We start from the raw sequence: 24,056 nt of genomic DNA on the forward strand, positions 1-24,056 counted from the left end.
TATTTTACCCGCCGCCCAATGCCGGCTTGCGCCAGACACTGGCCAGCCACGGTTGCTGTTCGCGCGGCAAGCCCGGCGGGCGATAGTAATGATGAAGCGGCAAAAACTTGGCGGCCGTCAGGTATTTTTCCCACGTCTCGTAGTCGTAATAACTGCCGTAGCGCTGCCCATTCCAGCCTTCTTCGTTCTGCCCCCGCGGGTTTGAACTGAACAGTACACCGCCCGGTTTCAGGCACGCGTACAGGTCGTCCAGCACCTTGGACAGCACCCGGCTCGGCACATGAAACAGCACCGCATTGGCGAACACGCCGTCGAACATCGCCGCCGGCAGATCGAGGTGCGCAAAATCCTGGTGCCACACTTCGCAGCCGCTAAATGCCGCCGCCATGCCGGCAAACTGCTTCGAACCGTCCACGCCAATGGCGCGGTGGCCCATGGCGCTGAAAGTCTTCAGGTCGCGCCCCGGACCGCAGCCCAGGTCAAGGATGGTGTACGGAGCGTCCGCCTCGATCGCTGCGAGCAGCGCGCCGATGTTCTGGCTCACGTCATGGTCGATCGTCCCGTAGAAGAACTGCTGCGCGTGCTGGTCATAATAGTCAAGCGTGCGCTGCGCGATGTCGTCGGCGTCGGCGTCGGCGTCGGCGTCGGCGTCGTTCACCATACCCGCACCCGCTCCGCCGGCGTCAGGTACAGCGCCTGCCCCGGCTGCACGTCAAAGGCCTTGTACCACGCATCCATATTGCGCACGATCGCCGTGCGGTACTTGTCGGGCGCATGCGAATCGGTCAGCACGCGCTGGCGCAGGGCCGCTTCGCGCACCTTCGATTGCGACGACGTGGCGTAGCCGAGGAAGAACTCGCGCCCGGCCTGGGCCGTCATGACCTTGCCATCCAGCGAAGCTTCGAAGGCGTCGTAGGCGGCGTCCAGCCCTGCCAGGTCGGCCAGGTTTTCACTTAGCGTCAGGCGGCCGTTGACGGCCAGATCGGGAAAGGGTCGGTAGGCGTCGAACTGCGCCACCAGCTTGTCGGCGGCCTGCTTGAAATGCGCCTTGTCTTCCTTGGTCCACCAGTCGCGCAGGCGGCCCTGGGCGTCGAACTGCGCCCCCTGGTCGTCAAAGCTGTGGCTGATTTCGTGGCCGATGGTCGAACCGATGGCGCCGTAGTTGGCAGCGTCCGACGCCCCCGGATCAAAAAACGGCGGCTGCAAGACTGCGGCCGGGAAGTTCATCGCGTTTTGCAGCGGCAGGTTGACCGCGTTTACTTCGTGCGGCGCCATGGCCCACGCGCCGCGCGCAACCGCCTGCCCCAGCCGGGCCAGCTGCTGCGCATAATGGAACTGCGAAGCGCGCTGCGCATTGCCATAGGCGTCGTCCGGCAGCACCGCCAGGCCCTCGTACGAGGCCCAGCGGTCCGGGTAGCCGATCCCCACCTGCATGGTCTTGAGTTTTTCCTGCGCCTGCGCGCGCGTGGCCGGCGCCATCCAGTCAAGCTTCTCGATGCGGCGGCTGAAAGCGGCGACGATATTGGCCACCATCTGCCCAAGGCGCAGCTTGTTCTCGGGCGCGAAGTAGCGCTCCACATACAGGCGCCCCACCGCTTCATCAAGCGCGCCGTTGGCGGCGGCCAGTGCGCGCTTGCTGCGCGTCCCCTGTTGCGGCGTGCCCGCCAGAACGGTGCCATAAAAGGCAAAGTGCTGCGCGCCGAAAGCCTTGGGCAAGACGTCAGCCTGCGCATTGATCTGATGGAAGGCAAGGTAATCCTTCCACGTGGCCAGCTCCTCGCTGGCCACCAGCGCGGCGGCGCCGGTTACGGCAGCCGGATGCCACACCGTGAACACGCCGGCCTGCTCAAGCATGGCGCCGCCGAAAAACGCCGGCCAGTCCATGCCCGGGGCGCGTGCGGCAAAGTCGGCCTGGGTCCAGCTGTTGTTGGCCTTGACGATGTCGGCCGAATCCTCGCGCGAGGCGTGCGACTGCGCGATCCGCGTCTCCAGTGCCATCACGCGCGCTGCGCGCGACGCGCCCTCGGCAAAACCGGCCAGCTTGAACATGGCTGCGATGTGCTGCTGGTATGCGGCGCGCAAAGCGGCCATGGGCGCGCTGTCGGTCAGGTAGTAGGCGCGGTCGGGCAGGCCCAGGCCGCCCTGCAGCAGGTAGGGCATGTTGCGCGCCGGGTCGGCCAGGCCCTGCGCCACCCACAGGCCGAACAGGTTGGCGGTCTCGAAGTCGGTGCTGTTGAGCGGGTCGACGTCCGCTCGCAGCGACGCGCCCAGCGCGCGCGCCAGGGCGCGCTTGTCGCCGATGGACGAGATCCGGGCCAGCGCCGGCCACAGGGGCGAAGCGCCCTTCGCCTCGATCAGGGCTTCATCCATGAACGCGGTGTAGTAATCTGCAACCTTGCGCGCGTCGCCCTTGGCCGACTTGTCGGCGGCCAGCGCGGCGATCAGCGCCACGATGCGGTCATCGGTGCTCTCGCCCAGCGCCGAGAAAGCGCTCCAGCTGCTGCGGTCGGCCGGGATCTCGGTCCTGGCCAGCCATGCGCTGTTGGCGTGCGTGAAAAAATCGTCGCCCGGCAGCACCGTGGCCGGCGCGGCGAGCATGCTCTGTCCGGAGCAGTCAAAGGCTGCTGCGCCCAGCCCCAGCCCGAGTCCGAGCCGAAGCCCCAGGGCCAGCACAGAGCCGCCCTTACGTAACATCGTGGTGTGCATGGTGCCCCTCGCAGTGGCGCGCGCCGCCATGCAGGGACGGCGCGCCTTTCGAGAAATCAGATTACCACACCCGTACGCGCTGGTCAGGCGGTAAATACAGCGCCTGCCCGGGCTGGACGTTAAAGGCCTGGTACCACGGCTCCAGGTTGCGCACGATGGCGGTGCGGTACTGCGCCGGAGCGTGGCCGTCGGTCAGCACGCGCTGGCGCAGGGCCGGCTCGCGGATCTTGGTCTGCCATGCGCTCGCGTAGCCCATGAAGAACTGCCGGTCGGCGTCGCTTGGTGCAGCCTTGCCCGCAAACGTGGCCTTGTAAGCGTCGTAGGAAGCGGCCACGCCGGCCAGGTCGGCCAGGTTTTCGCTCAGCGTCAGCTGGCCATTGACGGCCAAATCGGGAAACGGCTTGTAGCCGTTGTACTGCTGGACCAGTTTTTCGGACGCCTGTTTGAAGTACGCCATGTCGTCCTTGGTCCACCAGTCGCGCAGGCGGCCCTGCGCGTCGAACTGCGCGCCCTGGTCGTCGAAGCTGTGGCTGATTTCGTGGCCGATGATCGAACCGATGGCGCCGTAATTGGTGCCGTCGGACGCCGCCGCGTCAAAGAACGGCTTTTGCAGGATCGCAGCGGGGAAGTTCATCGCGTTTTGCAGCGGCAGGTTGACCGCGTTGACCAGTTGCGGCGGCATTGCCCACGCGGTCTTGTCGACCTTTTGCTTGAGCTTTGCCACCTGCTGCGCGTAGTGGTACTGCTCGGCGCGCATGGCGTTGCCCAGCGCATCGCCCGGCACGACCTTCAGGCCGGCGTACGAGGTCCAGCGGTCGGGGTAGCCCACGCCCACGTACATGGTCTTGAGCTTTTCCTGCGCCTGGGCGCGCGTGGCCGGCGCCATCCAGGTCAGCGTGTCGATGCGCTTGCCGAAGGCGGCGATGATGTTGCTGACCATTTGCTTGAGGCGCACCTTGTTCTCGGCCGGGAAATAGCGCTCGACGTACATCTTGCCGACCGCGTCATCCATGGCGCCGTTGGTGGCCGCCAGCGCGCGCTTCCAGCGCAGCGACTGCTGCGGCGTGCCTTGCAGCGTCTTGCCGGCAAACTCGAACTTCTGGTCGCCGAACGCTTTGGGCAGCGTGGCGGCAAAGTGGTTCACCTGGTGGAAGGCCAAAAAGTCCTTCCAGGTGGCGACGTCGGTGCTGCCCACCAGCTTTGCAATGCCCGTCACCGCACCCGGGTGCCAGACGATGAAGCGCCCTGCTCCCCCCAGGCGCGCCGCCTTGAAAAACGCGCGCCAGTCCATGCCCGGCGCCTTGGCCGCAAAGTCCTGCGCGCTCCAGGTGTTGTTCGCCATTAAAACGTCGGCCGAATCTTCGCGCGTGGCGTGCGACTGCGCAATGCGCGTTTCCAGCGCCATCACGCGCGCGGCGCGCGCATCGGTGTCGCCGTAGCCGGCCAGTTTGAACATGGCGGCGATGTGCTGCTGGTACTTGGTGCGCAGCTCGGCCATGCGCGCGCTGTCGGTCAGGTAGTAAGCGCGGTCGGGCATGCCCAGGCCGCCCTGCAGCAGGTAGGGCGTGTTGTGATCCGGGTCCGACAAGCCTTGCGTGACCCACAACCCGAACAGGTTTTCGGTCTGGAAGTTGGTCGAGTTCAGCGGATCGACGTCGGCGCGCAATGACGCGCCCAGCGCGCGCGTGAGCGCCGCCCGGTCCTTGATGGCGTCGATCCTGGCCAGCACCGGTTTGAGCGGCACGACACCCTTCGCCTCGATCCCCGCTTCATCCATGAAGGCGGCGTAGTAGTCGGCCACCTTGCGCGGTTCGCCGCCCAGGGCCTTGTCGGCGAGCGCCGCTTCGATCAGCTTGACGATGCGCGCATTGGTCGTTTCGGCCATCTCGGCAAATGCGCCCCAGCTGCTGCGGTCGGCCGGAATCTCGGTCCTGGCGAGCCAGTCGCCATTGGCGTAAGTGAAAAAATCGTCGCCCGGCAGCACTTGCGGCAAGGCCGTGGCGGCCTTGGCCGGCGCCGGCGTCTGGCCTGCGCCATGGGCCGGCGCGATAGCCATAGACGCGCCACACAGGGCCAGTGCGACGGCGCGTTTCAAAGGTGTCCAGCTGGTGTTCATGTAAGGTCCCCTTCTGGTTGAAGTGATGGCTTTTATTTTAGTGCAGAACGCACCTGGGGCAGCAAGGCTTGCTTTTGCTTGACGCGGGTGCGAATCGCATTACCCACGCGCGCCGCCTCGACCTGCGCATCGGCCCCGAAAGTCTGCTTGACGTAGGCTTCCATCATGTCGGCGTCGAGCGCCTTGGTGGACCCGGCCACGATGCCAGGGAACAGGCGGTTCTTGCCGCCCGCTTCCTGGTCCTTGAGCAGCACCTCGCGGTTGGCCAGCGCAAACGTCCAGGCCAGGTCGCTGTGGCCGGCGTACGACACCAGCGGCACCACGCCGCTCGTCATGGCCGCCGGCAGCGCATCCGACAGGGCCAGTTTCAGCGAACGGGCGGCAAGCGCGCTGTCTTGCGCCATCAGCAGCGAACGGCCGAAGCGGCCGCGTTCTTCGGTGTTCTGGGTTTGCAGCGTGCGCTCGACCATCTGTTCGTACGTTTTTTGGTCGGCATAGCGCCCCGCCGTGGCAACCACAAAGTCGAGCATCGAGACGTCGACGCTGGCCGGGTTCTTGAGGTAGTTCTGCAGGCCGCTGTTGGCCTGCGCGATGGCGCCGGCATCGCCCGAGCGCGCCAGTGCGCTGGCCAACAGTGAACGCAGCTGGCGCTCTTCGGCCGTATCGGCCGCCTTGACGGTCCAGCCAAGCTTGTTCATGCGCGGGCTGGCCAGCGCGATCACCAGGCGCCGAATCGCTGCTTGCTCCGGCTCGTTCTTGGCCAATTCGTCGAGCGTGGCCAGGCTCTCCATGATCGAACCCCACACCGCAAAACGCGGCTCGTCGACGTATTTGTCGAGCAGCTTGAAGTAGCCGGACAGCGGGATGGTGCCGCCCTGCGCCAGGCTCCAGGTGTCGTTCAAGAGCTTCAGGCGCGTGGTGTCGGCCAGCTTGGGCGCCTGCTGCGCCAGCGCTTCGAAGGTAACAGCGTCGTATTTGATGCGAAAGTACCCAACGCTAGCCGGGTCGATCACCAGCGCGCCGTCGCAGTTCGGCTGCGTGACGGTGACGGACGGGCCGGAGAGCAAGGTGTACGACGCCTTGCCGTTGACGGTACCGACCTGCACCGGGATATTCCACAGACGCTTTTCAAGCGCCGGCTCGTCCAGCCGGTACTGCTGCTGGCTGAGCGTGACGCGGCGCTTGCCGTTCTCGCACGCCTGCTCCACCGACACCAGCGGAAAGCCGGGCATCGTGGTCCAGTCGGAGGCGAGCTTTTCGACCGGTTTGCCGGACGCCTTTTCAAGCGCGCTCCAAAGGTTGGCGCTGGTGGTGTTGCTGTACTGGTGCTGCGCCATGTAGGCGCGGATGCCCTTGCGGAAGGGTTCCTCGCCCAGGTAGGCTTCGAGCATGCGCAAAAAGGCCTGGCCTTTGCCGTAGGTGATGCCGTCAAAGGCGGAGGCGGCCTGCTCTTCGGTCTCGACCGGGGTCTGGATCGGGTGCGTGGTCTTGCGTGCATCCTGGTTGAGCACGTATTCGCCGTTGGCCTGCACGTTCAGCGGCGCCCGCCATTCAGGGTGAAAATGGTCGGTGGCCTTGGTCGCCATCCACGAAGCGAAGCCTTCGTTGAGCCACAGATTGTCCCACCAGGCCATGGTAACGAGGTTGCCGAACCACTGGTGCGCCACTTCATGCGCGTTGATGCCGAACGAGCGCTGGCGTGTGCTGTCAGGGCTGGTCTTGGGGTCGTACAGCAGCGCCGATTCGTTGTAGACGATGCCGCCCCAGTTTTCCATGGCGCCGTTAAAGCCGCCCGGGATGGCAATCTGGTCGAGCTTGGGCAGCGGATAGGGCTGGCCAAAATAGCCGTTGTAATAATTGAGGATATCCTTGGTCACCCCCAGCGCATAGGCGCCGGACGCTTGCTTGCCTTCGGTGGTCACAACGCCGATCTCGACCGCGCCCTGCTTGACGCTTGAGCGTTCCAGTTCGCCGGCCACCAGCACCAGCAGGTAGCTCGGCATTTTGGGCGTGGCGCCAAAGGCGAAACGCTGCAGGCCGCCGTCGATCTTTTCCTGCCTTTCGACCGGGGTGTTGGAGTAAGCCTTGAAGTTGGCCGGCAAGTCGACCGTCAGCTTGAAGTTGGCCCGAAACGATGGCTCGTCCCAGCTTGGGAGAAGGCGGCGCGTATCGGTCGGCTCCATGTTCGTGGCGAGCATGGATTTTTCCTTGGCGCCCACCTTGTATTTCAGCTGGAACAGGCCGCGCGCTTCGCGGTTAATCGCCCCATGAAATTTGAGCGCCAGCTGGTAGCGCCCCGGCGCGAGCGGCGTGGCCAGCTTGAAGGTGAGCGTTTCCTGCTCCTTGCTCACTTGCCCGGCCAGCTTCAGTTCGCCGATGCCCTTGCCCGACAGGCTGGCCGCATCGATGTCGATATTGGCCACATTGAGCATGATGGTCGAGGTGCTCTTGAGCACGTCGATCTCGATGCTTTCGGAGCCCAGGAAGGTATTAGTCGCCATGTTCGGCACCAGGTGCGCGGCGTACTGTATCGGGATCACATCCTTGGGCAGTTTGCCCGGGGTGGCCGCGAACAAAAACGGCGCTTCCGCGTGGGCGGCAAGGGTGGCGATGGAAAGAGCGGCGGTGGCGGCAAAGCGGCAAGCTAACGGTAGGTTCATTCTTTTCTCGTTTGATGTAAGGGCCCAGGCTGCACTTTATCGAAAGCGCACCAAGCGTGCTCGTTAAATGCGACGAACTGCAAAATAAGGCGCCGCGCTGCAGAAAAGCGCGCATGGCCGAACTGGCGCGCGCAGGATATTCGCTATATAGTCATCCGAAGCGCCTTGCCCAGCATGCATAAACCAGGAGAGCGTCATGACGTTGGAAGCCTTGCTGCAAAACCCGAACGCCCTCCCCACCGCCCCCAGGGTGGTCGAAGAATTGATCAGCAGCTTTGAAAAAGCCGAGGTGTCGGTCGACGACATCGCCCGCACGCTCTCGCTCGACCCGGTGCTGTCGGCCAAGCTGCTGCGGCTGGCCAATTCGGCGTATTACCATGTCTCGCGCCGCATCGGCAACGTTGAAGATGCGATCCGCATGCTCGGCTTTGTGACGGTCAGGACGCTCGTTATCAGCAGCGGCCTGGTGGGCGGCTTCAAGACCGTGCCCGGCCTGGACTTGAAGCGTTTTTGGCGCTACAGCATGAACACGGCGGTGGCCGCCAAGTGGATCGCCAGGAAAGTGGGCTTGAATACCGACCTGGCCTTTACGATCGGAATGATGCACGCGATCGGCCAGTTGGTCATGCACACCGGCTTGCCGGCCGAGGCGCAGGAGCTCGACAAGGCCGTGGACTGCTTTCAACCCGCCCGCCTGGCGGCGGAGCATGCCGCCTTTGGCTACGACTACAGCGAGGTCGGCGCCGAACTGGCGCTGCGCTGGAAGTTCCCCGATGTGTTCCCGGATACAATGCGCGGCTTCCCGCAGCCGCTGGCGGGTGCGCCCTTGAGCCGGATGGCGGCGGTGGTGCATCTGGCGGTATGGCGCGCGGCCGCCGATGAGCTCAAGCTGGACGCTGCGCAGCGCGCGGCGAGCGTGCCGGTCGCCGTGGCGGCCGCCCTGGGACTCGGTCCGCAAGAGCTGCTGGACGACATGCCGGGGCTGGCGGACCTGTCCGCAGGGCTGGAAGAGATGATTCATTAGACAAGGTTTTGGGGTTTTTTGAATTTATTTTCAAAATACCCTCAAGTTTGCATTTGCCGTGCCGATACAAAAAAGGACAAGCGGCAATCCTTTTACATATCCTGGCAAGGTGAGCATCATGACCCCGAACGACGTTCTCTCGATGTACGAAAATATTGCCGGATTGACCAGCAAGATGGCCGGCGCGGCGCAGGCGGGCGATTTTGACGGCTTGTCGCGGATGGAAACGCAATGCGCCTTGCAGTCGGTGCAAACGATCGGCGGCGTACCGGCACTCGAAGGCGCGGCGCGGATGCGCAAGATTGATTTGCTCAAGATGATCATGGCGAACGACCGGGCGATCCGGGATGTGACGCAGCCGTGGCAACTGTCCGACGTGGTGCGCGCGACGCACTGAGTTTGACCAAATTTAAGAAAGCCGTTCCGCGCAAGCTGAGCGGCTTTTTTTATGGCACATCGCGCTCGCGCAGGCGCTCACTTATAGATTGGCCCGGGAGTATAAAAAAATCGTCCTCGCGCACGCGGCTGTTGCAAAAGGGGCCGCCCAGGCCTTCGCTTTTCCGACCTACTCCTTCTGCAACACCCGCGTGCGCGAGGACGATGTGGGTACGGTTTTCGGCCTGCTGTGCAACGGCCGCCGACGCGAGCACAATGCGTTGGCATACAAAAAAAGCGCCCGCAGGCGCTTTTGTTTTACTGTGCAACCGCCAGCTTCAACGCCAGCGCAATCCCCTCGGCCGCCTGCCCGATCTCCGCCAACGACGGAAAACTCGGGGCAATCCGGATATGGCTGTCTTCCGGATCCACCCCATACGGATAAGCCGCACCGGCTGGCGTGAGCGTAATTCCCGCCTCTTTGGCCAGCGCGATGGTGCGCTTGGCAGCGCCCTTTGGCGTCACCAGATCAATGAAATAGCCGCCCTTGGGCACCGTCCACGACACGCCGTCAACCGCGCCCAGATGCGCCTCGAACTGCGCGAGCACCGCATCGAACTTCGGCTTGAGCAGCGCGCGGTGCGCGGCCATCAGCGCATCGACGGTTGCCGCATCCTTCAGGAAAGCGACATGGCGCAGCTGGTTGATCTTGTCCGGGCCGATGCTGCGAATGCCCGCATGCTTGGTCCACCAGGCGATGTTCGCAGGGGAAGCCGCCAGCGCGGCAATGCCGGAACCGGCCCAGCTCACCTTCGAAGTGGACGCAAAGACGATGGCGCGCTCAGCATTGCCGGCCTTAGCGCACGCGTCAAGAATGTCGGCGATGACGATGCTCTCTTCGGTCAGGTGATGGAAACGGTACGCGTCATCCCACATGATCCGGAAGTCCGGCGCAGCCGTCTTCATCGCGGCCAGGCGTGCAACGACCGCGTCCGAATACACGGTGCCGGACGGATTGCTGTACTTCGGCACGCACCACATGCCCTTGATGCTGGCGTCGGCGGCAACCAGGCGCTCGACCAGGTCCATGTCCGGGCCGTCGTCGCCCAGCGGGATATTGATCATCTTGATGCCGCGCGCTTCGCAGATCGAGAAGTGGCGGTCGTAACCTGGCACCGGGCACAGGAAACTGACTTGCTGGCCCACCCAAGGCTGGCCGCCCGGCGCACCGTTGAGCAATGCGTAGACGATTACGTCGTGCATCAGCGACAGGCTGGCGCTGCTGTCGACAATCACCTGCGCCGCCGGCACGCCGAGCAACTGGCCAAACAGCGCGCGCGCTTCCGGCAGGCCGACGCCCAGACCATAATTGCGGCAGTCGGTACCGTCCAGCGCCGTAAAGCTGTGCAGGGGCGCCATCAGTGCATTGGACAGGTCCAGTTGTTCGGGCGCGGGTTTGCCGCGCGACATATCGAGCTTCAGTCCGCGCTCTTTGAATGCATCGTATTGTGTTTGTACCGCGAGTGTCATTTTGCTTGCTTTCCGTAATGAAATCACGGACAAGTATAACCTTTTGGCACCAAACTCGCTGCGGGAGGGGGAATTGGGGAGAGCGATCACCAGCTATCTGCTGGCGTCGCCTCTTGCCGGTTGCATCCGGCGTCCGCTTGCGCACAGTAGGCTCGCGGACAGCTTCCAGAACAGGCGTTTCTTCAACGATTACCTGCTGATCGCGCCACACTATCGTTGGTGGCTGCGCCAGGTCCGTGTTCCGTTTTTTGCCGCCACTGGGTGACAACGGAAAAGAGTATAACGCACAATGTCAAGTTGTGTAGACGAGTTCGTGCGCGCGACCTCAAAAAAGCAATATTTATTTTTCAAACACCGTTTCAAGCTTCTGCCGGCGCTTCCGCCACCACGGCCGCCACGGTGGCCTTGCGCCGGAAGGGATTGGCCAGGCGCGCATACCAGGCCACTGAATCGGCCGCGGCCGTCTCCACCGTCTTGCCTTTGCGGCGGCTGAGCATGAACCAGACAGCACCGCCGATCGCCAGCAAGGCCAGTACGATGCCGATCACCAGCAGCCACGGAAAACCGGCGGCAGGTTTGACCACTGGCTTGGCCAGCGCCGGCGCTGGCGGCGGCGCTGGTTCAGCCTTGTGGAGCGTGGCGTCCGGCGCGGCATGCTTGCCTTCCATCGCCACTTGCAGCTGCTTGACCTTGTCTTCGAGCTCCACAATCTGCGCGCTGAGCAGCGCGTTGTTGGCGTCGATCGAGGCGCAGCTCTTGATCTGTTCTTGCGAAAACTGCGGCTGGGGACAGGCGGCGTCGGACGACGGGACCTTGATCACGCGTGCCGGGCGCGATCGCTCAACCTGCGGCGCAGGCTGGGGCGGCGCAATGCGGGCTGGCGCGGCTGGCGCGGCGCGCGCAGGTTCGGCGACGGCAGCGACGGCCAGCGGGGTCGGGGTTGAAAGCGGCACCGCCGCCGGCCGTGGCGCGGGCGCGGGCGCGGGATCGGGCGTGATCCACAAGGTCACCGCGCGTACGTTGCGCCGGTTCCCATCAACCAAATCCAGGAACAGGTGCACGGCGTCGGAGTCGACCGGCTTGACCGACGTGACATGCAGGAACTGGCGGCCATCGCGCCGCATCACCGACAGGTTCAGGCTGCCCAGGACCGGATGCATGGCGATGTTGGCGCCCTTGTAGACGTCGGCGCTGGAAAGGCGCACGGAGACCGGCGTACCGGGTTCCGCCAGCGCGCTCAGTTCGACGTCGGCGATCAAGGGCTGGCCCAGGTGCGAGCGCACCACCGGTTCGCCCAGTTCGGCGGCCTGGGCGCAGGCCAGCATGCCGCTGAAAACAAGGGCGCCGCACAGGCGGAGGGCGTGGGCGAATCGGAGCGGGTGCATAGGAATCAAGTCAGTCGTTTCAGTTGCGGCCATCAAAATTTGTAGCCTTACCTACATTAACGCGCATTGGGATGAACACTTTAATCCGAAAGCCGAACTAAATAGGATGCCGCTATGGAAATGAATCCCGTCCTACAGCGCAGCAATGCCGGAAAACAACAGAACATGACCATGTTCAAATTATTTGTAGACAACAAAAATTGCAGAGATAAAATAAACTTTCCGGCTATTAACTAAACCCAGGAGGCACCATGTTCAAGCAATTTTGCTCCACAGTCGCTGTTGCATTCAGTGTTCTCGTTGCGCCCGTTGTTCATGCGGATGCCTCGACCGCACTGAAAAGCGCCATGGATGCGCAAGCGAAAACATTCGCAGTGACGCACAAGGCCGCTGAAGCAAACGATCCCGTGGCGCAGTTCAACCTGGGCGTGCTTTACGAAAAAGGAGCCGGTGTAACCGAGGACCTGGCGATGGCCCGCATCTGGTACCAGAAAGCGGCCGATCAGAATGAGGGCAAGGCGCAGTTCAATCTTGCAGTAATGCATTTACAAGGCGAAGGCGGGCCGAAGGAACCTGTAGCGGCGGCAAAGCTTTTCAAAGCGGCTGCCGAGAAGGGAGACGCTGCATCCATGGCCAACTTGGCCGTCCTGTACGACTCGGGCAATGGCGTTGCCAAAGACCCCAAAATGGCGTTCAAGTGGGCTTTGAAGGCGGCCGAGGCCGGCAACGTCCCGGCGCAAGTGAATGTGGCCTCCATGCTGCGCACCGGCCGTGGCTGCGAACGCGATTTTATCAAGGCGGCGGCCTGGTACCTGAAAGCTGCTGAAGCGGGCAACGGCGTGGCCCAGGAACGCATCGGCTACATGTATTCGGTGGGACAGGGCGTGCCGCGCGATGCGGCTGAAGCTGCCAGATGGACCGGTTTTGCTAAGGACGCCGGTGTGCGCATCACGAGCTTCACGGAATAAAAGGATGGGATCGATGCGCCGGCTCGTCGAACCGCTCCAGCAGAGGCAATAGGCTGGTTCCGGCCCCACAGGTACGACTGTGGCCGGATGCCGGCATCTGACTGTCTGGTGACCTTTGGAGTAAACTCGTTAATCCAAACACCACACAAAACAGGATGCCGCTATGGAAACGAGAAGCGAAAAGGACAGTTTCGGCCCCATCGACGTGCCCGCCGCGCACTTGTGGGGCGCGCAGACCCAGCGCTCGCTGCTGCATTTCGCCATTTCGACCGAGCGCATGGCGCCCGAACTGGTGGCTGCCCTGGCCCAGGTCAAGCGCGCCGCGGCCGCCGTCAACCGCTCGCTCGGCCTGCTGCCGGCCGACAAGGCCGACGCCATCATGCGCGCGGCCGATGAAGTGCTGGGCGGCGCCCATCCCGACGAATTTCCGCTGGTGGTTTGGCAGACCGGTTCCGGCACCCAAAGCAACATGAACATGAATGAAGTGCTGGCCAACCGCGCCTCCGAATTGCTCGGCGGCCAGCGCGGCGAAGCGCGCCTGCTCCATCCGAACGACCATGTCAACATGGGCCAGTCCTCGAACGACATGTTCCCGACTGCGATGCACGTGGCCGCCGCCGCCGCCGTCACGCACGCGGTGCTGCCGGCGCTGGCCAAGCTGCGCGGCACTTTGATGATCAAGTCGCGCGAATTTATGGACATTGTCAAGATTGGGCGCACCCATTTGCAGGACGCCACCCCGCTCACGCTGGGGCAAGAGTTTTCGGGCTATGTGGCGCAGCTCGAGTATTCCGAGCACGCGCTCAAGCACGCCCTGCCCGGCCTGCTGCAATTGGCCGCCGGCGGCACGGCGGTCGGCACGGGCTTGAATGCCCATCCCGACTTTGCCAACCGCATCGCCGCCGAACTGGGCTCGCGCACGGGGCTGTCGTTCAAGTCGGCGCCCAACAAATTTGCGGCGCTGGCCGGCCACGACGCGCTGGTGGGCGCGCACGGCGCCTTTAAAACGCTGGCCACGGCCTTGATGAAAATCGCCAACGACGTGCGCTGGATGGCGTCCGGTCCCCGCTCCGGCCTGGGCGAAATCACCATCCCCGAAAACGAGCCGGGCAGCTCCATCATGCCGGGCAAGGTCAACCCGACCCAGTGCGAAGCGATGACGATGCTGTGCTGCCAGGTGTTCGGCAATGATGTCGCGCTGACCATCGGCGCCGCTTCGGGCAATTTTGAACTCAACGTTTTCAAGCCGATGATCGCGCATAATTTTCTGCAAAGCGCGCGCCTGCTGGCCGACGGCATGCGCTCGTTCGACGTGCACTGCGCGCACGGCATCGAACCGAACCGCGAACGCATCGGCGAACTGATGGAGCGCTCGCTGATGCTGGTGACCGCGCTCGCGCCGCATATCGGCTACGACAAGGCGGCGCAGATTGCCAAAAAGGCGCAGCACGAAGGCAGCACGCTCAAGCAGGCGGCGCTGGCGTTGGGGTTCGTGACCGAGCAACAGTTCCATGAATGGATCGTGCCGATCGCGATGACGCGCCCCGGCCTGTGACGCGCGCGGCAAGCAGGCCAGCGTCGCTGGCACGCTGGAGTTGGCTGCTGGTGCTGGCAGCGCTGCTGGCGGCGTACCTCTGGTTCGCGCGCAAGCATGACCTTGAAGCGGCCATCAGGCGCGACTTTGCCGCCTCCGGCAACAAGGTGATCGACTTGCCGAAATCGATTCCGTTTGCGTGGACGCGCGTGTGCATCCTGGGTCCCTATTCGGATGCCAAGGCGACGAGCGCCCTGCTCGGTTTCGCATGGAATTCAGACGCGCATTCCAACGTCAAGAAAGATGACGGCGTCACGCTGCTGGTGTTTACGAACAAGAATATGGTGGTTGGCGCGGTCGACTTTTCGCGCGAGCTGGCACCCATGGCCGGCAAGTGCTACCCGCGTGCCGACGCCAGGTTCCAGGTTCTCCTGTAACCTGCGCAATCGGGCGACTTAACAAGATATCCAGGAATTAAATGCAAAATCTCACTTTCGACCTTGCGGGCGAATTCGTTGAACTCAATCAGTTGCTCAAGCTCTCAGGGCTGTGCGACAGCGGCGGCGCCGGCAAGAACATGGTCGCCAGCGGCGTCGTCAAGGTCGACGGCAAGAAGGAATTGCGCAAGACTGCCAAGATTCGCGCCGGCCAAGTGGTGCTGGTGGGGGACGTGCGGATCAGCGTGAACGAGGTTCATTAACTGGGCGTTTGGGGAATATGAAATACGCCGGCAGCGTGACGGCGGCAGCGGCTTGTCACTGTTTGCGCCCTGACAAACACGGAAGTTCTTGCTTGCTTATATTATAAGACGTTACCAACCGGTTGAAGGTGGCCGCCATGGACAGCCCGGAACAAAACCCCCAAACGCAGGAACGCCTGATCGGCGACTTGCGCCTCGTAATCGAAAATGCGGAGGAATTGCTTAAAAATACAGACCAGTACACCAGCGTTCTGTACCAAAGCGCGCGCGCCAAACTCGCGCTTGCCTTAAATGCGGCCACCGAAGAGCTGGCCCGTTTCGAAGACGCCAAGCTGGGCCGCATGATCGAAGCGACCCATGCCGCCAGCCACCTGCACGCCGAACATAGCGGCGAAGCGCGCATCATGCGCGCCTTCCTCACGTAATTCCCGCAGGCGCACCGGCTGTCATGCCGGTGCCGCCAGCATTCCCTCTTCCAGCCACACGTTCAGGTTTGCCGCAAGGTCAAAAGCATCGTCGAGGTCGAAGGCGGCGTCGAGCGCTTCTCCCATTGTCCTGCCGCTGGCCAGCGCCAGCAGCGCTGCGTGGCTGGCGGCGGTGAGCGCGACTGCGGTGGTTTTCCATGCGGGGCGAACGATCGCTGCGGTGCACGGCGTTGCCATCGCTTGCGGAAAGACGGCGCCGCTATCGGCCTGGTGCGCTTGCCACAGTTGCGCGATGGCCCAGCTTGACGCGAACAGGGCACAGGCGGGATGCAGCGCGAAGCGGGCATCTTCAAACTCTTGCGGCGACAGGGCCGACAGCGCTGCAGCGCTCAGCGCGGCGCCGTCTGGCGCGTAGTGGGCGCGGTGTAGCAACCATTCAAAGCGCGCCATGTCGGGTAGATAGGGATAGTCGGCGACGTGTTCGAAGAGGGCCAAAAAATCGGCGAAGCTGGCGCCGAAGTGATGCAGGTCGGCGTTGTCGGACGGGTGAGCCAGACCGTAGGCGCGCGCGAGGGCAGTGAAGAAGTCGTCGCCGACCAGTGCGCGCACAATGGGAAATGCCGCGCCGAGCACCTTGTTCCAGGTGGCGGTCAGGTTGCCCCGGTACAGGCCCAGGCGCTCGGAAGGGTTACCGGATTTGAGGTGCACGAGGAGTTCGCCCTCGCTGTCCACGTCGGTAAGCGCTCGCGCAAACGCCTCTTGCACACTGTGGGGCGAAACAGCCGGAGACTCGCCGAGTCCGGCACACTTCCACCGGATGGTCGGGTGCGCAGTGTGTTGTGCCACGTCTTGTCCTATGGCTTGACCAGCCGCGATCACGCGCGCCTTTTCCGCTTCGGCCAGCAGCACTTCCAGCGCCGGGACATCGGTATCCCACTCGATGAGAGTGGGCGCCGCCCCGAACCGCGCCACGGCCGCCCGGTACAGCTCCCACACCTGCGGCGCCACCTGCGCGCCATGATGGTCGATCACCGCCGCCGGCGTCACCAGGTGCCCGGCCAGGTGCATTTCGCCCACCGTCCCCGGCGCAAGCGCCCCCAGGGCGGCCATGGCATCCTCGCCATGATTGCACTGGTTGACGTACAGGTTGTTCACATCCAGCAGCAAGCCGCACCCGGTACGCTGCGCCAGCGCGGCCATGAATTCGGTCTCGCTCATCGCATCGGCATGAAACCGCACGTAGGTCGAGACGTTCTCCAGCAGGATGGGGCGGCCCAGGCAATCTTGCACCTGGCCCACGCGTTCGCACAGCAGCGCCAGCGTGGCCTGGTCCAGCGCCAGCGGCAGCAGGTCGTTCAACTGGCGTGCCTGCACCGCGCCCCAGCACAGGTGTTCGGAGACCAGCATCGGTTCGACCTGCTCGACCAGCGCGCGCACGCGCTCGAGGTGAGAGAGTGAAAAGCCGCGCGCCGAGCCCAGGCCTAGGCCCACCCCGTGCAGGCTGAATGGATAGTCGCGCCGCAGTTGGCGCAGCACGTGCCACTCCCAGCCCGCGCGATCGAGAAAATTTTCAGTGTGGACTTCGAGCCAGTCGACCTTGGGCCGTTGCTCCAGGAACTGGCGATAGTGCGGCGCGCGCAAACCCACGCCAACGCGCGGTGGCGCCGTGGCGGCGCGCATCGATGACGTCACGCTGTCGGCGCCGCGGTATTACTTGCTTGTTTCGACGGCCAGGGTCCCGCCAACCTTCACGCAGGTGCCCTTGGCCACATGCTTCCACTCGTTCTTGTCCTTGTCGACCGTGGCCTGGCCGGCGCAGCTGTGCGAGCCGTCGGCGCTGGAGCAATCATTCTGGCCAGCTTTGGCAACGCCGTAGCATTTTTCCTGCGAGCTCTTTTTGGCCATGTTCGGCTTGGCATCGGCGACCGCGACGGTCAGCACGCAGACACCTGCGAGCGCGGTGGCAATGACAACTTGACGCTTATTCATTGGATTGTCCCCATTGTTGGTTTTGATTGAATTTCGCTGTTTCCATGATGTAGTCCATTGTGGCAGCACGAGAGTTACCATACTACACTTTTACGTTTGCTTTCACTTCAACGAAAAAAGCCCGGCTCCTCCACTGCGGGAGGTAGCCGGGCTCAGCGTAACGCCTATATGGTGGGCGAGCGGCTATCGACAATAACGCGGCCCCTCCGCGTTGTGTTGACAAGCCGCGGCCAAAAAAAACAGTCAGGCGCTCGTGTTAATCGTGTTGCCGAGGTGGGCAGGCAGGTTTTGCAGCGTCGGCGGCGACGATACGGAGTTGATCAGCTGGGCCGCGGTGGAGGCTTGAATTTGCTGGGCACGCTTGAGCACGGCCAGCCCGACCTCCTGCTTGACACCGGTTTCCGCAACGCTGCTGGAAAGGTTTGCTAATGAAGCGACATCCATGACTTCCTCCGTAGATCGGCCTATCTTTGATTGACGGCGCGATTTTCAAAAACTTGAGGATTATTTTCAGATAGATGCTGACGCACCCATGCCAGCACGGTGGCAGGCGCGTTCAGGTCGAGCCAGGCGACGTCAGCTTTGACGCCGTCGGGTCGGGCCACGTCGGCGGCGACGGCGACAATATGGGCGTCGTTCGCATACAACGCCGGCTGCCCCAGCGAAGGGCGATGCACCTCGATCTTGGGCACGCTCTCCCATTTATAGCCTTCGACCAGCGTCAGGTCGGCCGGCGTCAGGCGCGCCAGCTGCTCGCCAAGCGAAGGCTCGGGCGCGCCGCGCAGTTCGCGGATCACCGCCACGCGAAATGGCGAGGCAATCATGACTTCGGCCGCGCCGGCCATGCGCAGGCGTGCGCTGTCCTTGTGCGGGGGCTCAAGCATGATGTCGTGATGGCTGTGCTTGATGACGTTTACGCGCAGCCCGTCGGCCGCCAGATGCGCCACCAGGTATTCAAGCAGCACCGTCTTGCCGCTGCCCGACCAGCCGACGACGCCGAGGACCTTGTGCATGCCTGCTCCTTTCAAAGTGATGGTCAAGATATTTGTCTTTATAACGCTAATAGGCAACCCGATATCGCGTGCCGCGATAGTTCATCACCGCCGCTTTGGGCAAGAGCTGCTCGAGGATCAGGCCGGGGGCGACCTCCTCGCCTTCGTGGCGCAGCACCTTGTCGATCAGTAGCAGCCGGTCAGCGGGGTTTTTCGAGTACATATAGCCGCCAAAGGTGACCTTCGGCAGCTCGCCGCGCTGGGGCTCGGGCAACTGGCTCATGAAGGGCAGGTTTTCCTCGGGTGCGCTCGGCTCCGGCGCGGGTGGCGGCGTTTTGGCCTGAGCCGGCATGGGCGCCGCGCGCGCCAGCGCAGGCGCGACGGGCGGCGGGACGGGCGGCGCCGCTACCCGCGCAGGCAGAGGCGCGGGTAGTGGCACAGGCGCGGGCGCGGCCACCGGCACCGGAGGCACGACGATCACCGGCGGCGGCTGCGGCGCGGCCACCAGCACGGGCGGCTCGGCCGGCGCCGGCTGCACCGCCAGCACGGCCGGCGCGGCGGGCGCCGCGTTCCGCCACCACGCGACAGCGCCGCCCGCGGCCAGCACGGCGGCGCAGCCGAGCGCAATCCACAGCGCCGTGCGCGAGGTGGCGGCGTGAGCCGGAGCCGCTGCTTGGATCGGCATGGCGTGTAAAGTCGGTGCGCTGCCAAGCTGGCGTTCGGCCTGGGCTTTTTTGAGGGCTTCGAGAATATAGGACATCTTATTTTTTTCCCGTTCTGGCAGCGAGCAGGCGCGGCTCGGCGACGCCCGACAGCTGGTTCAGGCGCATGTAGGTGCGCGGTCCGGCCACGCCGTCCGCCTTCAGATTTTGCTGCGCCTGGAAGCGGCGCAGCTGTTCCAGCGAAGTCGCGTCGAGCGGCACGCCGGCGGGGGGCGTTGGCGTGCCATTGAGTTGGGCCAGGCGGGCCGCGATCCAGTCCACATCTGGCCCCTGCTCGCCGCGCGCGACCTGGTCGCGGAAAGCGCGCGGCATGCTCCAGAACGTGGTGAAGGCGCCGTCAAAGCGCGCCGCCAGCGCGGCCACGCCAATGGTCTGGCTCTTGCCATTTTGGCGCAGGGTGATGCTGGCGTCGTCCATGGCGGTCAGCACCGCGTAACTGACCGCGCCGCCATCGCGCAGCGTGAGGATGGCCGGTCGGTCGAGCAGGCGTAGTTCATACAGGCCGCCCTTGCCCTGGTGGCAGCGCACATTGAGTCTTGCGCTGACCTGGCAGACGTCGCCGGCGGGCAGCGCCTTCCCCCACAATGACGCCAGCTCGCGCAGCGCCAGCTGTTCGTCGCTGTGGGCAAACGGCGCGGCCGTTGGCAGCACGCGCGCCGCTGGCGCCGGCGCCGGCGCCGGGAAAGGCAGCACGGGTACGGCGGCCGTGGGCGCCGGCGCGGCGACCTGCGGACGCAAGTGCCAGGCAGCTGCTGCGCTGACCGCGGCTGCGGCCAGTACGGCCAGCGCCACCAGCGGCCAGCGCGGTTTGACCGCTGCTATGCCTGGCTGCCCGGCAAAGACTTCATCGGCGGCCCTGCGCAAGATGGTGCGCGTGACTTGCGGGCTGTTCTCGACATAGGCGCCGAGCAGCGCGCGGTCGCACAGCAGGTTGATCCTGCGCGGCACGCCATGGGTGAGCTGGTGGATGCGCGGGATCAGCGCGCGCGGAAACGGGGTGGAGGCGACCGCGCCGGCCACGGCCAGCCGGTGCGCGATGTAGCTGCCCGTCTCAAGCTCGGACAAGGAGCCCAGGTGATAGCGCGCGATCACGCGCTGCGCCAGCTGTTCGAGTTCGGGCCGCGCCAGCATGGTGCGCAGTTCGGGCTGGCCGATCAGGATAATTTGCAGCAGCTTGCGCTCGTTGGTCTCGAGATTGGTGAGCAGGCGCAGTTGTTCGAGCACGTCGGCCGAGAGGTTCTGCGCTTCGTCGATGATCAGCACATTGTTCTTGCCGCCGGCGTGGCTGGCCAGCAGATGCACGTTGATCGCGTCCACGTACGTCTTGACGCTGACCGGCCCGGCGCCCGGCAGCGTGAGCGCGATGCGAAACTCGTCGCAGATCGACAGCAGCAGTTCTTCAACCGTCAGCTTGGGGTTGAAGATATAGGCGAGCTTGCAGTTGGCGGGAATCTGCTCGATGAAGCAGCGGCACACGGTGGTCTTGCCGGCGCCGATTTCACCGGTCAGCAAGACAAAGCCGCCGCCGCTGCCCACGCCATAGAGCAGGTGCGCGAGCGCTTCGCGATGGCGTTCGCTCATGAACAGGTAGCGCGGATCGGGGGCGATCGAGAACGGCGATTGCTTCAGGCTGAAGTAGTGCGTGTACATGGATTCCCAACGGTTTTGCCAACAATCTTGCCGACGGTTGCGCCGAAGGCTACACCCAGATTCGCCCCGCGCGCGTCAGCGCAGTAGCGGCAGCGGCTTGTACTTGGCGCAAAAGACCTTGGACTTGGTCTTGAAATAAACGATCTTGCTGCCCGGGCGCGATTCGCGCACCGGAAAGGCCGACTTGTCGGTGGCGTCATGGCGCACGCCGACCGCCGCGCGGATCGCTTCGTCGAGCTTGTCGGGCGCCGAGTCGGTGACGGCGCCGAGGAAAATGATGTCGCTCGTGTCGTCGCTGACCATGACGTCGGTGACGGCCGCGCCCCACAGGTTGCCGTCGGCCTTGAACCAGTACGCGCCGCCTTCGTGCTTGTATGACGGGCCGAAAGCGGTGGACAGGTAGTCGTAGAAATAGGCATTGTCGAGCTGGCTGCGGCACAGCACCGCGCTGCCGATGACGGGACCGAAGGTCGACGGCGCAGCCATGCTGGCGGCGCAGGCGAACGACAACAGCGCCCCGGCCGCAGCAACCCAGGCGTTGGTGAACAACCGGGCGCGCATGTCGATCGCCGAGCGCATTGCCGCAGCTTTATTTGCGCGCGCGCTCGTCTTTCTTGACCTTCTTGGCGTCCTTCTTTTCCTTGGTCGACTTGGCCGGTTCCTTCTTCGTTTCTTTCTTGCTGTCTTGTGCTTTACTCATTTTAAAACTCCTCGGTGAACTATAACTTTGACATCCAGCTTCGGTTTGCCGCGATCTGCGCCTTGGCGGCGGCCGGCAAAGCTTCGAAACAGCCTGGATGCTGCTTGAGCGCGCTTTCGCGCACTTCTTTTTGCAAACCGTTGATTACGAACACATACACGGTAGCGCCTTCCATGTTCTTCCGTGTACCCATGTAGCGAATCATGTCACTCTCCTCACGTTCGTAGCGCAATTGCGTACATTATGACACCGGCACCGCAGTTTTAGCCATGAATTCACTGCAATTGCACTGGGGCGGGCCCGGGCGCCGTCCACCACGAAAAAAAGCCCGCACGGGGCGGGCTTTCGAGGTGAGCAGTACACTGCTCGCGCAACTTGTTGTTGTTGTATCCGCCTAGTCCAGAAGGCGTACCAATCTGGAATCACAAAGTTCCGAGTAGAAATATATCACGGCGCCGGACCGCACGGCCGACTATTCCGCCAATTGTGGCGGCAAAGAAACGACTCAAACCAGATCGAGCCAGGGGTCGCTTTCGGGACGGGGAAACTGGGCGCTCATGAAGTCGACAAAGCTGCGCACCTTGTAAGACATCAATTGCCGGCTCGGGTAGACCAGGTTGATCGGCATGACGCCCAGGTGATGCCCTTTGAGCAATTGCACCAGGCGCCCGCTGCTAAAGTCATCGTCCAGCGTAAACGAGGAGCGCACCATGATGCCCATGCCGGCCAGCGCCGCGTGGCGCAACACCATGCCGTTGTTGGAAATCATGCGGCTGGTGATGGGGATGTCGCCCTTGGCGCCGGTGTCGCCGTCAAAACTGACGGGCCAGCTGTGACGCAACTGTTCGAAGGCAAAATTGAGGCACTTGTGGTCCGACACCTCGTAGGGCGTGGCCGGCGAGCCGTTGCGCGCGATGTAGTCGGGCGAGGCGCACAGCACCAGTTTTGACAGCGCCAGCCGGCGCGCAATCATGGTCGCCTCGAACTTTTGCAGCCCCAGCAGGATGCCCACGTCGAAGCCCTCCTCGACTAGGTCGACCGTGTGGTCGGCCAGCGTGACGTCAAGCACCACGTCGGGCATGCTGGCGGCGTACTGCGGCAGCAGGTGCGCCAGCTGCGACTGGCCAAAACTGGTCTGGCAGTACACCCGCAGCGTTCCGCTGGCCTTGCGCGCCGAGGATGACGCGAGCGCGTCGGCCTCGTCGACGTCGCTCAAGATCTGCTTGACCCGTTCCAGGTACTGCTGGCCGGTCTCGGTGAGCGACAGCTTGCGCGTGGTGCGGTTCAGCAAACGCGTGCCCAGGTGCGCCTCCAGGTCGGCGACGTTGCGCGTAACGACGGTATTGGACATATCCAGCGCCTGCGCCGCGCGGGCAAAACTGCCGTGTTCTACCACCTTGGCGAACACTCTCATTGATTGAAGTCGATCCATGGCTGGCGATTATCCCGATTTGCGCAACATTGTATTGCCAGTATTCCCCTTTTTTGCGCGGAGCGCAACGTATAGACTTCGTTTCATGGATGAGCGAACAACGCTTGTCACCGCCGCAAGCCGTAAGCCCCAAGCCCGCAAGCGACGCTAACCAACTACCAGGAGAAACACCATGAATGCATCGACACTGTTTACCGCCGTAGCCGCCATCGCTTTTGCCGGTTCCGCTTTCGCCGCCGACGCGCCCGTCGCCAACGCAGCAGTGAGCGCCGCAGCGGCCGCTCAACTGACCGTCACCGCGCAAGCGCTGAACATTCCGGTTGTGCTGGTCAACAAGGCTGCCGGCCGCAGCCGCGCTGAAGTACGCGCCGAAGCTGTTGAAGCCGTCAAGCATCAGCGCGCTACCGAAGCTGGCCAGTTTGACTGGATCAGCAAGTAATTAGCCGCAAGCAGATACGTCCTACCCTATTGAATCGTACTGGCGCCGAGCGCCGCTTATCAGGAGAAATACCATGAATGCATCGAAACTGTTCACCGCTGTTGCCGCTTTCGCTTTTGCCGCTTCCGCTTTCGCCGCCGACGCGCCGGTCGCGCCAGCTGCGAGCACGGCTGCCGCAGCCGCCGCCGCTGCCCAGGCAGCAGCAGCCGCACAAAGCGTTGCAGCAGCCGCCGCCGCCAAGACCACGCTGACCCGCGCCAAGGTGCGCGCCGAAGCCATCGAAGCGAACAACGAGCGCCGCGCTTCGGAAGCTGGCAACACCGACTGGTTCATGAAATAACAGTCATCTGAAAAGAAGGCGCCTTGCGCCGGATGCGTAGCTTGCGGCCAGACCGCGAGGACGCTTCCGACGCAAGGCGCTTTTTTTTGTTTTTTTTCGTTCCTGCCACTTGCGCACCGCGCAAAACAGCGTTCCATCGCTTTGCCCGAAAGGTTCTCGGAATCAGACGGTAGGTCGGATTGCGCTTGCGCTTATCCGACCTACGCTTCTCACTGCAGCACCTCACACCAGCAGCAATCTTCCATTATCCCGGTTTCCGCAACAAGGCATTGCCTCAAGTCACCTTTTTTATCTCTGGCGCAACATATAAACTTCGTTTCATGGATGAGCGAACAGCGCTTGTCACCGCCACGAACCAAATTGTACTAA

At 63.5% G+C, this 24,056-nt stretch carries 25 protein-coding genes; 10 read left to right on the top strand and 15 right to left on the bottom strand.

What is annotated here, in order from left to right; genetic code table 11:
- Positions 1 to 4 precede the first annotated feature (4 nt).
- The 4 genes from ACP7D4_RS06750 to ACP7D4_RS06765 all read right to left on the bottom strand — a co-directional run bounded on the left by ACP7D4_RS06750 (position 5) and on the right by ACP7D4_RS06765 (position 7,482).
- Positions 5 to 661, bottom strand: coding sequence for a class I SAM-dependent methyltransferase (locus ACP7D4_RS06750; protein WP_426208302.1), 657 nt, complete (start codon positions 659 to 661; stop codon positions 5 to 7).
- Positions 655 to 2,706 (bottom strand): M13 family metallopeptidase, encoded by a 2,052-nt coding sequence (locus ACP7D4_RS06755; protein WP_426208303.1) that lies wholly within the window; start codon positions 2,704 to 2,706, stop codon positions 655 to 657. The genes ACP7D4_RS06750 and ACP7D4_RS06755 overlap by 7 nt, the downstream gene beginning before the upstream one ends.
- A 61-nt stretch (positions 2,707 to 2,767) precedes the next feature.
- Positions 2,768 to 4,822, bottom strand: a complete 2,055-nt coding sequence (locus tag ACP7D4_RS06760; protein ID WP_426208304.1) for a M13 family metallopeptidase — start codon at positions 4,820 to 4,822, stop codon at positions 2,768 to 2,770.
- 32 nt (positions 4,823 to 4,854) lie between these two features.
- Positions 4,855 to 7,482 carry a M1 family metallopeptidase gene (locus tag ACP7D4_RS06765; RefSeq protein ID WP_426100513.1) on the bottom strand — a complete coding sequence of 876 codons (2,628 nt, stop codon included), beginning with the start codon at positions 7,480 to 7,482 and terminating at the stop codon, positions 4,855 to 4,857.
- 196 nt (positions 7,483 to 7,678) lie between these two features.
- Here ACP7D4_RS06765 and ACP7D4_RS06770 point away from each other — a divergent pair, with 196 nt between their 5' ends.
- A complete protein-coding gene (locus ACP7D4_RS06770; protein ID WP_426208306.1) occupies positions 7,679 to 8,506 on the top strand; it encodes an HDOD domain-containing protein in 828 nt (275 codons plus the stop codon).
- A gap of 118 nt (positions 8,507 to 8,624) precedes the next feature.
- The gene (locus tag ACP7D4_RS06775; protein WP_426208308.1) at positions 8,625 to 8,903 is read left to right on the top strand and encodes a flagellar protein FliT; all 279 of its coding nucleotides are present in this window, start codon (positions 8,625 to 8,627) and stop codon (positions 8,901 to 8,903) included.
- 296 nt (positions 8,904 to 9,199) lie between these two features.
- Here the strand turns inward: ACP7D4_RS06775 and ACP7D4_RS06780 are convergent, their stop codons facing one another.
- A complete protein-coding gene (locus ACP7D4_RS06780) occupies positions 9,200 to 10,411 on the bottom strand; it encodes an aminotransferase class I/II-fold pyridoxal phosphate-dependent enzyme (protein WP_426208309.1) in 1,212 nt (403 codons plus the stop codon).
- Between the two features lies 1 nt (position 10,412).
- Here ACP7D4_RS06780 and ACP7D4_RS06785 point away from each other — a divergent pair, with 1 nt between their 5' ends.
- The gene (locus tag ACP7D4_RS06785; RefSeq protein ID WP_426208310.1) at positions 10,413 to 10,676 is read left to right on the top strand and encodes a hypothetical protein; all 264 of its coding nucleotides are present in this window, start codon (positions 10,413 to 10,415) and stop codon (positions 10,674 to 10,676) included.
- A gap of 94 nt (positions 10,677 to 10,770) precedes the next feature.
- Here the strand turns inward: ACP7D4_RS06785 and ACP7D4_RS06790 are convergent, their stop codons facing one another.
- Positions 10,771 to 11,796 carry a type IV pilus assembly protein FimV gene (locus ACP7D4_RS06790; protein WP_426208311.1) on the bottom strand — a complete coding sequence of 342 codons (1,026 nt, stop codon included), beginning with the start codon at positions 11,794 to 11,796 and terminating at the stop codon, positions 10,771 to 10,773.
- A 251-nt stretch (positions 11,797 to 12,047) separates the two neighbouring features.
- On the opposite strand from ACP7D4_RS06790, the gene ACP7D4_RS06795 reads away from it, so the two are divergent.
- The 5 genes from ACP7D4_RS06795 to ACP7D4_RS06815 all read left to right on the top strand — a co-directional run bounded on the left by ACP7D4_RS06795 (position 12,048) and on the right by ACP7D4_RS06815 (position 15,423).
- Positions 12,048 to 12,764, top strand: a complete 717-nt coding sequence (locus ACP7D4_RS06795) for a tetratricopeptide repeat protein (protein WP_426100503.1) — start codon at positions 12,048 to 12,050, stop codon at positions 12,762 to 12,764.
- A 163-nt stretch (positions 12,765 to 12,927) separates the two neighbouring features.
- The gene (gene fumC, locus ACP7D4_RS06800; protein WP_426100501.1) at positions 12,928 to 14,319 is read left to right on the top strand and encodes a class II fumarate hydratase; all 1,392 of its coding nucleotides are present in this window, start codon (positions 12,928 to 12,930) and stop codon (positions 14,317 to 14,319) included.
- Positions 14,280 to 14,735: a hypothetical protein gene (locus tag ACP7D4_RS06805; RefSeq protein ID WP_426100499.1), complete on the top strand. Its 456-nt coding sequence runs from the start codon at positions 14,280 to 14,282 to the stop codon at positions 14,733 to 14,735. Before fumC ends, ACP7D4_RS06805 begins: the two co-directional genes overlap by 40 nt.
- Positions 14,736 to 14,776: 41 nt before the next feature.
- Positions 14,777 to 14,998, top strand: coding sequence for an RNA-binding S4 domain-containing protein (locus ACP7D4_RS06810; RefSeq protein WP_426100498.1), 222 nt, complete (start codon positions 14,777 to 14,779; stop codon positions 14,996 to 14,998).
- A 137-nt stretch (positions 14,999 to 15,135) separates the two neighbouring features.
- The gene (locus ACP7D4_RS06815) at positions 15,136 to 15,423 is read left to right on the top strand and encodes a DUF883 family protein (RefSeq protein WP_426100496.1); all 288 of its coding nucleotides are present in this window, start codon (positions 15,136 to 15,138) and stop codon (positions 15,421 to 15,423) included.
- Between the two features lie 21 nt (positions 15,424 to 15,444).
- On the opposite strand, the gene ACP7D4_RS06820 is transcribed toward ACP7D4_RS06815, so the two are convergent.
- The 9 genes from ACP7D4_RS06820 to ACP7D4_RS06860 all read right to left on the bottom strand — a co-directional run bounded on the left by ACP7D4_RS06820 (position 15,445) and on the right by ACP7D4_RS06860 (position 22,908).
- Positions 15,445 to 17,115, bottom strand: coding sequence for a DUF692 family multinuclear iron-containing protein (locus ACP7D4_RS06820; protein ID WP_426208313.1), 1,671 nt, complete (start codon positions 17,113 to 17,115; stop codon positions 15,445 to 15,447).
- An 18-nt stretch (positions 17,116 to 17,133) separates the two neighbouring features.
- Positions 17,134 to 17,412: a DUF2282 domain-containing protein gene (locus tag ACP7D4_RS06825; RefSeq protein ID WP_426208315.1), complete on the bottom strand. Its 279-nt coding sequence runs from the start codon at positions 17,410 to 17,412 to the stop codon at positions 17,134 to 17,136.
- Between the two features lie 243 nt (positions 17,413 to 17,655).
- The gene (locus ACP7D4_RS06830) at positions 17,656 to 17,856 is read right to left on the bottom strand and encodes a YjfB family protein (RefSeq protein WP_426100490.1); all 201 of its coding nucleotides are present in this window, start codon (positions 17,854 to 17,856) and stop codon (positions 17,656 to 17,658) included.
- A 20-nt stretch (positions 17,857 to 17,876) separates the two neighbouring features.
- On the bottom strand, positions 17,877 to 18,452 hold the full coding sequence (mobB, locus tag ACP7D4_RS06835; RefSeq protein WP_426100488.1) for a molybdopterin-guanine dinucleotide biosynthesis protein B: 576 nt from the start codon (positions 18,450 to 18,452) through the stop codon (positions 17,877 to 17,879).
- Between the two features lie 19 nt (positions 18,453 to 18,471).
- Entirely contained in the window at positions 18,472 to 19,164 is a 693-nt protein-coding gene (locus ACP7D4_RS06840; protein ID WP_426208317.1) for a general secretion pathway protein GspB, read from the bottom strand.
- 1 nt (position 19,165) lies between these two features.
- On the bottom strand, positions 19,166 to 20,776 hold the full coding sequence (locus ACP7D4_RS06845; protein ID WP_426208319.1) for an AAA family ATPase: 1,611 nt from the start codon (positions 20,774 to 20,776) through the stop codon (positions 19,166 to 19,168).
- A gap of 75 nt (positions 20,777 to 20,851) precedes the next feature.
- Positions 20,852 to 21,355 (bottom strand): hypothetical protein, encoded by a 504-nt coding sequence (locus tag ACP7D4_RS06850; protein WP_426208321.1) that lies wholly within the window; start codon positions 21,353 to 21,355, stop codon positions 20,852 to 20,854.
- Between the two features lie 140 nt (positions 21,356 to 21,495).
- Positions 21,496 to 21,681 carry a hypothetical protein gene (locus ACP7D4_RS06855; RefSeq protein WP_426100480.1) on the bottom strand — a complete coding sequence of 62 codons (186 nt, stop codon included), beginning with the start codon at positions 21,679 to 21,681 and terminating at the stop codon, positions 21,496 to 21,498.
- Between the two features lie 300 nt (positions 21,682 to 21,981).
- Positions 21,982 to 22,908, bottom strand: coding sequence for a LysR family transcriptional regulator (locus ACP7D4_RS06860; protein WP_426100478.1), 927 nt, complete (start codon positions 22,906 to 22,908; stop codon positions 21,982 to 21,984).
- Between the two features lie 172 nt (positions 22,909 to 23,080).
- Here ACP7D4_RS06860 and ACP7D4_RS06865 point away from each other — a divergent pair, with 172 nt between their 5' ends.
- Both ACP7D4_RS06865 and ACP7D4_RS06870 read left to right on the top strand, forming a co-directional pair.
- Positions 23,081 to 23,347: a hypothetical protein gene (locus tag ACP7D4_RS06865; RefSeq protein ID WP_426100476.1), complete on the top strand. Its 267-nt coding sequence runs from the start codon at positions 23,081 to 23,083 to the stop codon at positions 23,345 to 23,347.
- Between the two features lie 73 nt (positions 23,348 to 23,420).
- Positions 23,421 to 23,687 carry a hypothetical protein gene (locus ACP7D4_RS06870; RefSeq protein WP_426208322.1) on the top strand — a complete coding sequence of 89 codons (267 nt, stop codon included), beginning with the start codon at positions 23,421 to 23,423 and terminating at the stop codon, positions 23,685 to 23,687.
- The last annotated feature ends 369 nt before the right edge of the window (positions 23,688 to 24,056 follow it).

It is taken from the genome of Massilia sp. TWP1-3-3, from assembly GCF_049897805.1.
GTDB lineage: Bacteria > Pseudomonadota > Gammaproteobacteria > Burkholderiales > Burkholderiaceae_D > Telluria_A.

What these genes read in the sequence shown, in the direction of transcription:
- ACP7D4_RS06780 (WP_426208309.1), bottom strand. Translation starts at nt 10,411, where the DNA reads ATGACACTCGCGGTACAAACACAATACGATGCATTCAAAGAGCGCGGA.
- ACP7D4_RS06845 (WP_426208319.1), bottom strand. Translation starts at nt 20,776, where the DNA reads ATGTACACGCACTACTTCAGCCTGAAGCAATCGCCGTTCTCGATCGCC.
- ACP7D4_RS06870 (WP_426208322.1), top strand. Translation starts at nt 23,421, where the DNA reads ATGAATGCATCGAAACTGTTCACCGCTGTTGCCGCTTTCGCTTTTGCC.
- ACP7D4_RS06755 (WP_426208303.1), bottom strand. Translation starts at nt 2,706, where the DNA reads ATGCACACCACGATGTTACGTAAGGGCGGCTCTGTGCTGGCCCTGGGG.
- ACP7D4_RS06815 (WP_426100496.1), top strand. Translation starts at nt 15,136, where the DNA reads ATGGACAGCCCGGAACAAAACCCCCAAACGCAGGAACGCCTGATCGGC.
- ACP7D4_RS06810 (WP_426100498.1), top strand. Translation starts at nt 14,777, where the DNA reads ATGCAAAATCTCACTTTCGACCTTGCGGGCGAATTCGTTGAACTCAAT.
- ACP7D4_RS06770 (WP_426208306.1), top strand. Translation starts at nt 7,679, where the DNA reads ATGACGTTGGAAGCCTTGCTGCAAAACCCGAACGCCCTCCCCACCGCC.
- ACP7D4_RS06765 (WP_426100513.1), bottom strand. Translation starts at nt 7,482, where the DNA reads ATGAACCTACCGTTAGCTTGCCGCTTTGCCGCCACCGCCGCTCTTTCC.
- ACP7D4_RS06860 (WP_426100478.1), bottom strand. Translation starts at nt 22,908, where the DNA reads ATGGATCGACTTCAATCAATGAGAGTGTTCGCCAAGGTGGTAGAACAC.
- ACP7D4_RS06790 (WP_426208311.1), bottom strand. Translation starts at nt 11,796, where the DNA reads ATGCACCCGCTCCGATTCGCCCACGCCCTCCGCCTGTGCGGCGCCCTT.
- ACP7D4_RS06775 (WP_426208308.1), top strand. Translation starts at nt 8,625, where the DNA reads ATGACCCCGAACGACGTTCTCTCGATGTACGAAAATATTGCCGGATTG.
- ACP7D4_RS06865 (WP_426100476.1), top strand. Translation starts at nt 23,081, where the DNA reads ATGAATGCATCGACACTGTTTACCGCCGTAGCCGCCATCGCTTTTGCC.
- ACP7D4_RS06850 (WP_426208321.1), bottom strand. Translation starts at nt 21,355, where the DNA reads ATGCGCTCGGCGATCGACATGCGCGCCCGGTTGTTCACCAACGCCTGG.
- ACP7D4_RS06805 (WP_426100499.1), top strand. Translation starts at nt 14,280, where the DNA reads ATGGATCGTGCCGATCGCGATGACGCGCCCCGGCCTGTGACGCGCGCG.
- ACP7D4_RS06750 (WP_426208302.1), bottom strand. Translation starts at nt 661, where the DNA reads ATGGTGAACGACGCCGACGCCGACGCCGACGCCGACGCCGACGACATC.
- ACP7D4_RS06830 (WP_426100490.1), bottom strand. Translation starts at nt 17,856, where the DNA reads ATGGATGTCGCTTCATTAGCAAACCTTTCCAGCAGCGTTGCGGAAACC.
- ACP7D4_RS06825 (WP_426208315.1), bottom strand. Translation starts at nt 17,412, where the DNA reads ATGAATAAGCGTCAAGTTGTCATTGCCACCGCGCTCGCAGGTGTCTGC.
- ACP7D4_RS06760 (WP_426208304.1), bottom strand. Translation starts at nt 4,822, where the DNA reads ATGAACACCAGCTGGACACCTTTGAAACGCGCCGTCGCACTGGCCCTG.
- ACP7D4_RS06840 (WP_426208317.1), bottom strand. Translation starts at nt 19,164, where the DNA reads ATGTCCTATATTCTCGAAGCCCTCAAAAAAGCCCAGGCCGAACGCCAG.
- ACP7D4_RS06855 (WP_426100480.1), bottom strand. Translation starts at nt 21,681, where the DNA reads ATGATTCGCTACATGGGTACACGGAAGAACATGGAAGGCGCTACCGTG.
- fumC (WP_426100501.1), top strand. Translation starts at nt 12,928, where the DNA reads ATGGAAACGAGAAGCGAAAAGGACAGTTTCGGCCCCATCGACGTGCCC.
- ACP7D4_RS06795 (WP_426100503.1), top strand. Translation starts at nt 12,048, where the DNA reads ATGTTCAAGCAATTTTGCTCCACAGTCGCTGTTGCATTCAGTGTTCTC.